This is a genomic window from Ructibacterium gallinarum (assembly GCF_014982785.1).
GTDB lineage: Bacteria > Bacillota > Clostridia > Monoglobales > Monoglobaceae > Ructibacterium > Ructibacterium gallinarum.
Genome location: NZ_JADCKB010000032.1, coordinates 18,489 through 29,346 on the forward strand (window position 1 = coordinate 18,489; position 10,858 = coordinate 29,346).

10 protein-coding genes and 1 pseudogene are annotated in these 10,858 nt (G+C 41.2%); 3 read left to right on the top strand and 8 right to left on the bottom strand.

Features of this window, described 5'->3' with window-relative positions:
- Positions 1-14 precede the first annotated feature (14 nt).
- The 6 genes and pseudogenes from INF28_RS11385 to INF28_RS11410 all read right to left on the bottom strand — a co-directional run.
- Complete coding sequence (locus tag INF28_RS11385) at positions 15-4,169, bottom strand: RCC1 domain-containing protein (RefSeq protein WP_226393584.1); 4,155 nt, start codon at positions 4,167-4,169, stop codon at positions 15-17.
- A gap of 602 nt (positions 4,170-4,771) precedes the next feature.
- The gene (locus INF28_RS11390; RefSeq protein ID WP_226393585.1) at positions 4,772-5,314 is read right to left on the bottom strand and encodes a DDE-type integrase/transposase/recombinase; all 543 of its coding nucleotides are present in this window, start codon (positions 5,312-5,314) and stop codon (positions 4,772-4,774) included.
- Positions 5,268-5,462, bottom strand: a complete 195-nt coding sequence (locus tag INF28_RS11395) for a transposase (protein ID WP_226393586.1) — start codon at positions 5,460-5,462, stop codon at positions 5,268-5,270. The genes INF28_RS11390 and INF28_RS11395 overlap by 47 nt, the downstream gene beginning before the upstream one ends.
- Entirely contained in the window at positions 5,405-6,109 is a 705-nt protein-coding gene (locus INF28_RS11400) for a hypothetical protein (RefSeq protein ID WP_226393587.1), read from the bottom strand. The genes INF28_RS11395 and INF28_RS11400 overlap by 58 nt, the downstream gene beginning before the upstream one ends.
- A gap of 18 nt (positions 6,110-6,127) precedes the next feature.
- Positions 6,128-6,613 carry a transposase gene (locus INF28_RS11405; protein ID WP_226393588.1) on the bottom strand — a complete coding sequence of 162 codons (486 nt, stop codon included), beginning with the start codon at positions 6,611-6,613 and terminating at the stop codon, positions 6,128-6,130.
- Positions 6,614-6,700: 87 nt separating this feature from the next.
- Positions 6,701-6,886: pseudogene (locus INF28_RS11410) on the bottom strand (transposase); the annotation flags it as partial.
- 113 nt (positions 6,887-6,999) lie between these two features.
- On the opposite strand from INF28_RS11410, the gene INF28_RS11415 reads away from it, so the two are divergent.
- The 3 genes from INF28_RS11415 to INF28_RS11425 all read left to right on the top strand — a co-directional run bounded on the left by INF28_RS11415 (position 7,000) and on the right by INF28_RS11425 (position 9,855).
- A complete protein-coding gene (locus INF28_RS11415; protein ID WP_226393589.1) occupies positions 7,000-7,140 on the top strand; it encodes a hypothetical protein in 141 nt (46 codons plus the stop codon).
- Positions 7,141-7,161: 21 nt separating this feature from the next.
- Positions 7,162-8,349 (top strand): copper amine oxidase N-terminal domain-containing protein, encoded by a 1,188-nt coding sequence (locus INF28_RS11420; RefSeq protein WP_226393590.1) that lies wholly within the window; start codon positions 7,162-7,164, stop codon positions 8,347-8,349.
- A 69-nt stretch (positions 8,350-8,418) separates the two neighbouring features.
- Entirely contained in the window at positions 8,419-9,855 is a 1,437-nt protein-coding gene (locus tag INF28_RS11425; RefSeq protein ID WP_226393591.1) for a stalk domain-containing protein, read from the top strand.
- A gap of 259 nt (positions 9,856-10,114) precedes the next feature.
- On the opposite strand, the gene INF28_RS11430 is transcribed toward INF28_RS11425, so the two are convergent.
- A complete protein-coding gene (locus INF28_RS11430; RefSeq protein ID WP_226393592.1) occupies positions 10,115-10,396 on the bottom strand; it encodes a DUF2442 domain-containing protein in 282 nt (93 codons plus the stop codon).
- Between the two features lie 13 nt (positions 10,397-10,409).
- On the bottom strand, positions 10,410-10,858 hold a 449-nt coding region (locus INF28_RS11435; RefSeq protein WP_226393593.1), incomplete at its 5' end, for a DUF4160 domain-containing protein.

Consider the following 10,858-nt stretch of genomic DNA (forward strand, 5'->3'; position numbering starts at 1 on the left):
CACTGGCTATGTATCTATTGCAAGACCCATTCACTGCCGAGCAGGTTCATGGTCAGCATACTGTCCCATAACTGAATCACAATTTTGTAGTCTTGTCCGCTTCCTGGAACATTAAAGCCTACGGTCATATACTCTGATCCGCCGCCACCCAGCATCTTATCCACTACTGTATGATTTACATAAGCATTAGTGCTTTTTTTCACAAGTGCTACCAGAACAGAAACACGTTTATTTACTATATATTCATTTATAATATTGATTTTGGCACGAACATATCCCGTTTGTAGATGCTCTAATTCTGTCTCCCCAGTGGTACCTTCCAGCAGGCTTGCATCGGCAATATATAGTGTATTGGTGGGTTGAATTATGGTGTAGCTGTATGCATTGACTGGCCCGGTTACTTTGATGTAATATGTTTTGTTTGGTACTAAATGAAAAGCCGTTGGGCCAAATGTACAAATTGGTTCATAGTTCTCATTATAAATAGTTGGAACAATAATGCCTGTGCTTTTAAATAAATAACCATCTTCAAATGGTACACTGAATTTAAAGCAATCAACATCCGTAGCATAGTTGATCTCACCTAAAATGGTTCGATTAACTAAAATTTCTGTAGCATTTATAAAATCATTACCATAATCATCATATAGAATGTATTTTGTAAAAGCACGAACAGGGACTGAGGTGCGATTATTGTTGGTGTCTATTCCAAATTCTCCGTATCGATTGTATCCGGAAGCATAAATTTTACCGTCGCCCTTGATTAGTATGACCATATGGTCACCTGCCGAAACATAACGGATATCTTCCATACCACTCAGCCCATCTGTATCATAAACCTGTACCGGAGTCGAGGAATTGGTTGTAGTTGTGTCACCGAACTGCCCAAACTCATTATTACCCCAGACCCAGACGGTTCCATCAGATTTTTTGGCATAGACGGTTGCCATATTTGCACTGATGTCTGCCACATCCGTCAGAAATCCATTACCATTTTCACCCTTAACTTGGGTGGGAGTTTCTGCGTGAGTGGTACTGCCGTCGCCAATCTGGCCAAAGGCGTTGTATCCCCAGGCCCAGACTGTGCCATCTGCCTTTAAAGCATAGCTGGCATCTCGTCCGGCTGCTACAGCCACCACGTCAGTTAGAGTCCCTGTGCCGTTCGAACCGGTCACCTGGACAGGGGTATAGGATTCCATATCCGAATGGTCGCCAAGCTGCCAATATTGATTATCCCCCCAAGTCCAGACGGTGCCATCTGATTTAACAGCAATGGCGTGTTTTTCGCCGGCGGCCATGTCAGTTATATCGGTTAAATAGCCTGTCCCGTCTACGCCTTTGACCTGCGTGGGCAGATTATGGCTGTTAACGGTTCCATCGCCCAGTTGTCCCTGGTCATTCAATCCCCAGCTCCACAGGGTACCATCTGCCTTGAGCGCCAGGCTGTAATCGGCATTTGCCGCAATCGCAATTACATCTTCAAGATAAGCCTCCCCATCATCATCTAAGACCTGTACAGGGGCAGAGGCATTGGCGCTGGATTGGTTCCCCAACTGACCGTAGGTGTTTTTACCCCAAGCCCATACAGAACCGTCATTTTTCAAAGCCAAGGTGTGATTATCCCCTGCAGCAACAGCAATGACTGCACCTAAATTATTGATCTGTACAGCTTCAGACGAATCTGTAGTAGTACCAATTCCCAGCTGCCCGTACTGGTTGCGGCCAGCAGCCCATACTGTGCCATCGCTGTTTAAGATCACCGTATGATATGTGCCGCTGGCTGAAGCAATGCTTCCGCTGGTTGGAGTGTGTACGCGTATCCACTCAAGAGAAGATCTTACATATACACCGTCCGCTAACTGCCCATCTGAATTACTGCCCCATGTCCAGGCAATACCATCATTATCTATTGCAATAGAATGATCTTCTGAACATGAAATAAATTTAATATTTGATAACGTGCCTATCCCATTAGGCCCAAGTATCGGAGTGGGAGCTTGAGTAGAGTATGTAGAACCATTTCCTAACGCCCCATTGAAATTATATCCACCCCAGCTTAGCGGAGTGCCATCGGATTTCAATGCCAGGCTGTTATCTCCTGCTTCAATTGCAATTATATTTTCTTCTGCGCTTAAAATCTGCTGCGGTGTGGTATAAGAAGAGTTTCCAGGTCCAAGGTTATGGTAGCTATTATTTCCTACACCCCAAACGCTGCCATCTGTTTTTAAGGCCATACAATATCCGTTGCCTAAAGAAAATGATGCAACAGAGGTAAGAGAGGAAATACCAGATAACTGTCCATAAGAATCGTTGCCTTTCCACCAAAATGTTCCATCGGATTTGACTGCTAATACGCCTTCTCCATTTTGTGTTGCATCTACAACATTTGTAACTTCAAATTGTATTGGGGTCTTCACACAATATTCATATGTATCATCTCCAAGTAAATCAGATCTGTTTTCTCCCCAGCCCCACAAAGTACCGTCTGCTTTAATGGCAATACAAGTCATGTCGTAGGCTATAAGTTTTATCACATTTGTAAGATATCCTTCTCCATTTTCACCTTTTACCTGCACAGGCACATTGCTTTGAAATTCTGAGGATCCAGTGCCTAACTCACCATAATAATTGTTTCCCCACGCCCAAACGGTACCATTTTCCTTCAAAATATATGCTGTTGTATCACATGCAGCCACTTGTTTCACATCGGATAATGGTGTTTGGCCATCGGCTTCATAAACCTGAATGGGTATGCTAGTGTTTAGAGCCCCCGGTACTCCTAACTGGCCTGCATTATTATCTCCGTAAGTCCAAACGGTCCCATCCTCTTTTAATAATATGGAAAAATTAAATCCTGCCGATGCACTTTGTACATCATCTATGGATAATACTCTTTGCGGGGTAAGTCCATACCAGCCTTTTCCAACTCCAAAAAAGAAATGCTGATTATTTCCAACAGCCCATAGACTTCCATCTTCTTTTAATACAATAGTAGCATCTTCTCCCATGGAAACAAATAGAATAGCTCCAATGGAAGAAACACATACGGGTGTTGTCCTGTCAAGGGTATCTCCTGTTCCAAGTTGGCCATAATCATTTTTTCCCCAAGTCCATAATTGTCCCTCTGTATCTACGGCTGCGCTCCCATATATACCAGCAGAAATTTGTACGATGTTTGACAAACCTGATACTTGTACGGGAGTGGTCTGCTGTGTTGTTGTTCCATTTCCTATTTGGCCATATGTATTATATCCCCAGGTCCATACTGTGCCGTCTGCTTTAAGCGCCATGGTGTGGTCACCCCGAGCAGAAATGGCAATAACATCTTCTATTCCTGAAACAATTGCAGGAAGCGTATGGGATGTAGTTGTACCATCACCTAATTGACCATATGTGTTATCTCCCCATGTCCAAACTGATCCATCACTGGTCACGGCTACACTATGGTTATTTCCTGCTGCAACGGCAATTACAGACTGTAGAGATGGAACCTGGACGGGTGTAGAAGCCTTATTAGGAGAATCAACACCTAACTGTTTTTTATCATTATCTCCCCAAGCATATACCGTTCCTCCGTTGCTTAGTGCCAGACAATGTGTATACCCTATTGCAATATCTGTAATATGCGATAAACCGGTAACCTGAGTTGGCTCAAGTGAATTGCCAATTCCATAGGTTGCGCTGTTTCCCCAAAGCCAAACCGTTCCATCAGAACGAAGTGCAACAAAATCATAGTTACCTACAGCAACTTTAATTATCGAATCAATTTCTTCTATTATAGTAGGCGTTACTATTGATGAAGGCAGAGCATCGTCATCGCCCCAAGTATATACTTTACCTTCTGCATTTAAATAAATGGCTTGGGTCCTATGGCAATCAATCATTGGCACACTGTTTTGATGCAGAGAAGTTGTGTTGTTTGCTTGCACACGCAGCGGCCCTGCTGTAACTTCCGCTTCTTCATCTGCAGCTGTATCATCTATCAATGGTATTTGCGCAAATTCTTCTTCTGTCATACCTTCTAAATTCTGCAATAAATTTGGAGTGATTGTTAAAGCTTCCTGGGTAGATAATCCAGTAATTTCCAAGTTGGCCTCTATGGCTGAAGCTCGTACTCCGGTAAATAATATAAAAAGACATAAAAATCCTGAGAATATTTTCATTTTCATATATTTTTCTTCCTTTCTTTTGTTTAAGTGTTTTAAAAACTATTTTTCAGCCACACCGAATTCACCCCCTAATAATTCTTTACACAAAAAAAGCACAACCTAATAAAGCTGTGCTTTTGCGCATCCGTCAATATTCATTTTTCTCCCTATATAACTTCCATAATCTAACAACATAACAACACAACCCTTTAATAAAAATTGGTATTTCATTGTTTTGTTCTCTCATAATTATATATCATATTACACAAAATTACAAGTGTTTATTCCATATTATTTGTAAAATTATACTTGAAAAAGTGTGCCGTAAATTGTTTTTTATATATAACTATTTTTTGTAAATTTTTGTCAATATTTATTGCAAAATTTAATAACATTTTAAATTCAAAAAAAAATTGCGAGGAATCAAACATTCTAATTTAGTATACCAGAAATAAAACAAAATCGTTAAAAATACTTGAAAAAAATGAAAATAATATATATAATATATGTGATGATAATAGAACAAACTAATCTTGGAAGTGGTATTGTCTATATCGTTAAATTATGGGGGTTATATAGGGAGAAAAAATGAATATTGACGGATGCGCAAAAACACAGCTTTGTTAGGTTGTGCTTTTTATGTCAAAGAATATATCGAGGGGAGTAAATTCAGTGGAAATAACCAATGCTACATCCGGTTTTGCAGAAATATGCCATGCGATAACTTTCCTGGAAAACTGATCCATTACAATACAAAGATAATACCATTTTCTGTCGGCCTTGATATAGGTAATATCACTGGCCCATACGAGGCTTAGTGCTTTCTGCTGGAACTGCTGCTGCAAGAGGTTTAAGCAGGAAGGGTCATGGGAAGCCACACGGTGAACAGTAGGTTTATCGGTAGACATTTTGGGTAACTGCAAAGATTTCATCAGGCGGTACACTCTGCCGACACTGATACGAATGCCATAATCACGCTGCAGAACAACAGCAGTTTTATATGCGCCAAGCCGTTTATGGTAGTCAGCATAAATATGGAGGATCAAAGAAGCAATGTGTTGATTCTCCTTTACACGGGGAGCAGGGGCGGTGGAGAAATGCTTATAGTAAGTACTTCTGTTAACCTGCAGAACCCGGCAAAGGGCGGGGATTTTGGGATCCCGCAAGTGCTTTAACTATCCGCTTTAAATTCAGTGCCAAAGCCGAAAAGAGGCATTCTTCATGAACCCTGTGAATGCCTCTTTTTTCGGCTCGTTTTAATTTATGCTCGCGTTTAAGAACCGCAAAGGTCCCTTCGCTCCAAATTGACCGCAATATTTTCGGTGCTTGTATTCGTCAGTGAAACAACGCTTGCGATTCCTGTGCATGGCACCATAATGCGAACTTGCATTCATTCTGATTCTGCCATAATCAACAGCACAATGCTTTAAATTCTCGCAGTCAATACACTCCTGTCTGTAGTAATGAAAGGTACCTTTCTTAAATATCAATTTATTAAAAGCAAGTTCTTTTCCCATCCGGCAAACAAAACAATCTTTAGCGCTATCATATTCAAATCCTTTTTTCAATGCGTTGTTATGAAATTTTATGGACGAACAGCATCCGATAATATCTAATAATTCTAAGCCCCTGTGTACGGCGCCTACATCATATCCACTGTCAAGAGTGAGATGTTTTATGTCCAGCTCCAATATCTCTTGCTGCTTTTGGAGATGTTTTAATATGATATCACTTTCCCGACGATTCGCTCCAAAACAGTCTACTCCAGTGATAATGCCATTGCTGGTATCTACCGTCATCTCGCATAGATAACCCAGTCCTTTTTTGCGCGGCTGTTTCACATAGCAGCAGTCAGGGTCGGTATGACTTTTTAGCAGTTTCTTTTCTTCTATTACCATAGGCGGCTCCTTATATCCGCTTGTATTTTCCAGTTCTTTTTTCAATATATCCAGATAATCCACGGTGCTTTTTTGAATTGCCTATGTAACTTCATACCTGCTGTCCCATGCTACATTTGCCGGAATAAATGTTCCATCGCTTACCATATTTTCTCCGGTAACCAGTTTCTTTTTCATGCATTCTATTACAATTTGATTGAATATATCCTGAAATATTTTACTGTCCGTAAAGCGCCTTCTGCGATTTTGGCTAAAGAGAGAATGTTCCGGAATTTTATCCTCTATATTGAATCCACAGAACCATCTGTAACCTATATTCAAATGTATTTCTTCAACCAAGCGGCGCTCTAATTTTATGCCATACAAATATCCGATTAACAGCATTTTTACCATAACAACGGGATCTACAGACTTACGTCCCATTTCTGAATAATACGGACGTGCTAAGTCATATATGAAATTAAAATCAATATATTTGTCTATCTTTTTATGCAAATAGTTTTCGGGCACCAATTCGCCTATACCAATTATGCATATCTTTATTTGACCGCTCTTCTGTCCCATCATAGAAACCGCCTCCCTATGGTTCTATTTTACCATAAAAAGCCGGTTTCGTCTACTTTGTAAACAGCTCCAAAATCTCACACCTCCTGTTTTTGCGGTAAGAACTTGGCCATCATCGACCAGGGCAGTGGAATATTGTTTTATCCATTTGCCTAAAGCGGATTGGGAAACGCCGTATTCTTTACAAAGTTGGGTCTGGGTTTTCCTGTTTTGATGGAGTGAGACAAGTGATTTTTTAAAATTTTTGTCATATTTTGTATAATTGTTTGTACCCATAGTATCTCTCCTTTTTTTATGTCTTTTTTAATATATCATATATTGTATCTTTGTGTTTACTTTTTAGCGTTAATCCAGATACAGATATCGGTACATATAGCCGGGCAGGGTATATGGATGAAATCGAATGGGCAGACCGGGTGTATCTGGCCAGATCCAATCCATATGATTCTGGTAAATCTGGCAGAGTGTTAGAGCAGTTTGGGTATCTTTATATTCTTGACAGGGACTTTCAGCTGATTAAAAAAATTTAATTTGATTGGTATGTGAGAGAGATGTCTTATATAGATGGGGTATATTATGTTAGGATTTGGAATGAACGATGTTTAAGGGCGAACCACCCCGGGTATCCCCCGGAGGCAGTTGTTGATCTGGTCTATTCTTCCCGGGATCTGGAAAACTGGGAGATAGAGAGCGAGTTGCAGCATGTACCGGTGACAAATGGAAGTACCATACTTACCTTAAAGGATGAGAAACTTTACACCTTTGTAGATGGAAAAATTGGAAATCAAATTGTATATGAGGAAGCAAAGGTTGAAGAAGTGTATTCTTCGTATTTTGCAGAAGCTGAGCAAGTTATAAACGTGTTTGGAGAATATTATTATCTAGTAGACAATAATGGAAAAGTCTATAGTGGATGGCTTTCCAAGGATGGAATTTACTTTACAAAATTTTATTTTGACACCCTCGATATAGTAAATGGCGTAGGTGCATTTGTTGGAAAATATCGTGATTTCTATGTTCCGAAGAGCACGTTGGATCAATGCTTGAAACAGGGTGACACCTATGTGCAGGTCAACGGCCAGGTGCTTGGATTTGAAACACCGCCGGTGACAGAGAGCGACCGGACACTGGTGCCCATGCGGTTTTTGTTTGAGCAGCTGGGAGCGGAAGTTACCTGGGACGAGGGGACGCAGACCGCAACAGCCGCCATAGCGGCAGAACCCGATACGCAGATCCCGGTACAGTCCAAGAGTGTGTCCTTTGCCATAGATAACACCACCGCCACAGTCAACGGCGCAGAAGCCGTTATGGATGTGCCGGCACGGCTTGTCAATGACAAAACTATGGTACCCCTGCGGTTCTTGTCAGAGAACCTGGGGTATCTAGTCAGCTGGAATGAAGAGACCAATACAGCTACAGTCATTGACCCGGCAGAGTTTTCTGCGGACAAAACAGAACATCCGGAACTTTCAGAAACCACCCAGCAGCATTATGTGATCTACCAGGAGGGATATCGAAACGGCAGGATAGAGCTTGCGATGTTTGACATAGCAGACGGCAGTGCCCAAAGTCTGGTAAAACGCGACAAAGCGCTGGAACTGACGGATAACAGCAAATATCAGAATGATTCCAAATGGTATTGGGAGGATGGAAAGTGGATTCCCTTTGAGGAAGGGTATGAGCGTATCAGCAACAATGCAGTAGCGGTGATTGCCTCCGACCTGCCCGTAGCGGAATAAGAAAACATGTCATGTGTTTTGTAGGGGCGATTCACAGATCGCCCCTGCTTCACAAAGGGAGGGAAAACAATGAAAAAGAAATATAAGATACTAACAGGTCTGGTGGCTATGCTCAGCTGTGCCGTGTGTGTCTCGGCGGCGGATGTCAATGATATCGGTCAGGGAACTTATGTACAGTTTGGAAAATACCAGGGAGACCCCATTGTGTGGAAATGTATCAACACAGAGGATGAAAACGGCATTCTTTTGCTCAGTGACAAAATTTTGACGCTAAAGGCCTTTGATGCCCCCAGTTCTGATGAAAATACAAAACATTTTGAATATGGGTATAGTTTTTGGGAGGATTCCACCTTGCGTGCATGGCTGAATGCCACAGCGGCAGGCGAGGAGATCCAGTGGCCCGGTGGCAATTCGCCAATGGGATTCATTGATATGCCAAATGGATGGAAAACTGAATTACTGAATCCCTACGATCAAGAGGATGGCTTTTTGTCAGACACCAACTTTACTCCAACTGAGCGGAGTCTGATGAAAACGGTTAGCCAATGGCAAACCTTGGCAGAAAGAGAAGTGAGCCGTTCAATCAACGGAATAGATCATTGCTTTCAGTGCAGTTATATACCTACGATGCCTATTGTACAGTTGCTATTGCCGCCGGATATCAACAAGCTATACCAAACGGATGTGAATCATGTGGCTATGTATCGTGTGACGGATACGGTATTCCTTCTGGATGCGTGGCAGCTGGACGCCATGTGGCAGGCTTTTGGAAATGTGGAGGCAGAGGCAACGGAAAAAGCCTGGGCTACCTTCCAGCCCAGCGACTACCAGGGAAATATAAAGATTTGGCTTTTGCGGTCACCGTATGGAAGCACCTGTGTGAATGCTATATCCTGTGTGAATGCTATATATGGTACAGATAAATTCTCTTTTGTAGGAACCGAAAAAGGGAATTCGGGAGTACGTCCGGCGGTGTATTTGAATCCGGATCAGACAGTTGTCCTGTCCGGAAGCGGTACGCAGGAAGAGTCGTATGTGCTGGATGGCAACGAGCAGTATGGCACAATGGTGTTCAGTCAGGGCAAGCAGCTGTACCTCGACCAGCTTCCCGTGGAAGAAAACGGCCGTCTGTTGGTGCCGGTACGGGCAATTTTTGAATCTCTGGGTGCGGAAGTAAACTGGGACGAAGAGGCAAATCAGGTAACTGCGGTGAAAGATGGCACAACAGTTCAGCTGGAGATAGATAACGCAACTATGGTTGTCAACGAATCGGAAGTAGAGTTGGAAGCACCTGCACGGTTGGTGGGAGACCGGACACTGGTACCGCTCCGAGCCGTATCAGAAGCTTTGGATGCCCAGGTAAACTATATGGAGAATCTAAACCGTGTGGTTATTGACAAACCTACCCTGACCTATGAATTCAAGGAAATGGAATGGTGGAAGATGTGGGAGAACAGACGTGAATATCTGGAACAATCGGCCAGTCACAGACAAAAAACGGAGTAAATACATCTTTATGTCTATTGGCGACGGTTCCTTACTCGCTTGTGACAGTCCCTCGATATTTTGTTTAAATCGCATTATATTTTGGAGTTTACACAAAACTTGGGATTCCCGGGCGTGCGGACATAATCTTGGACAGTTTATATAGCTAATCCAAGATTATGTCCGCATCCCCGTCTCAAGGATTTCGCAAGTTGTAAAAGCGAAACCCTTATTTTTTATATTTGATGTATTTCTTAAAATATAATTTCAAGATAAAAATCTATGCTGGAACACTATTATTATATAGATATTCAGGAGATATATCAATCTCACCATCATTCCATACTGGAATTCCATAATCTATATATACGGTAACAAAAATATCTTTATTTTTTAATGGAGAAAAAGCAGGTGAATCAAGTTCCGGTTTAAAATCAAAAATTTTTGTTTCTCCGTTATTAAATCTTAACCACAATTTATAATTATCCAATGGACGAACTCCGCTTATTTTGATTAAAGGTTTTTCTTCTCCTGCATAAGCTATTCCGTTTTTAATATACATATTTGTCACTCCTTTATCTTAAAGGCTCTATTTTGTTAAATGGAATATTTCTTACAGCATTATTCCAAGCTTCATAAAGCTCATCTTCATGTATAACAGCCCATGCCTGAACAAGTTTGAGTTGTTTGATAGGTAAACTTCCTGCCAGTAATTCTCCATCTATTCCTACTGAAGCTTCATATTCAGCATAAAAAACATGAAAGTGTGGTTTATGATGTTGATCGTTGTCACTATAAAGCATTTTTATTATAATATTAAAAAATCTACATAATTCTGGCATGATTCCATCTCCTATTATATCTAATTTTATTATAACATATTTATTATAATACATCAACAATAAAATTAACTTTATAACCCATTTATTATAATATTTTTTATCTCCTGTTACCGCCGAAGCATAAACAATATAACCCAAATGTAAAACATATTGCAAAAAGAGCTGCCATAAATAATGCCCTC

What these genes read in the sequence shown, in the direction of transcription:
- INF28_RS11385 (WP_226393584.1), bottom strand. Translation starts at nt 4,169, where the DNA reads ATGAAAATGAAAATATTCTCAGGATTTTTATGTCTTTTTATATTATTT.
- INF28_RS11405 (WP_226393588.1), bottom strand. Translation starts at nt 6,613, where the DNA reads ATGATGGGACAGAAGAGCGGTCAAATAAAGATATGCATAATTGGTATA.
- INF28_RS11415 (WP_226393589.1), top strand. Translation starts at nt 7,000, where the DNA reads ATGGATGAAATCGAATGGGCAGACCGGGTGTATCTGGCCAGATCCAAT.
- INF28_RS11420 (WP_226393590.1), top strand. Translation starts at nt 7,162, where the DNA reads ATGTCTTATATAGATGGGGTATATTATGTTAGGATTTGGAATGAACGA.
- INF28_RS11425 (WP_226393591.1), top strand. Translation starts at nt 8,419, where the DNA reads ATGAAAAAGAAATATAAGATACTAACAGGTCTGGTGGCTATGCTCAGC.
- INF28_RS11430 (WP_226393592.1), bottom strand. Translation starts at nt 10,396, where the DNA reads ATGTATATTAAAAACGGAATAGCTTATGCAGGAGAAGAAAAACCTTTA.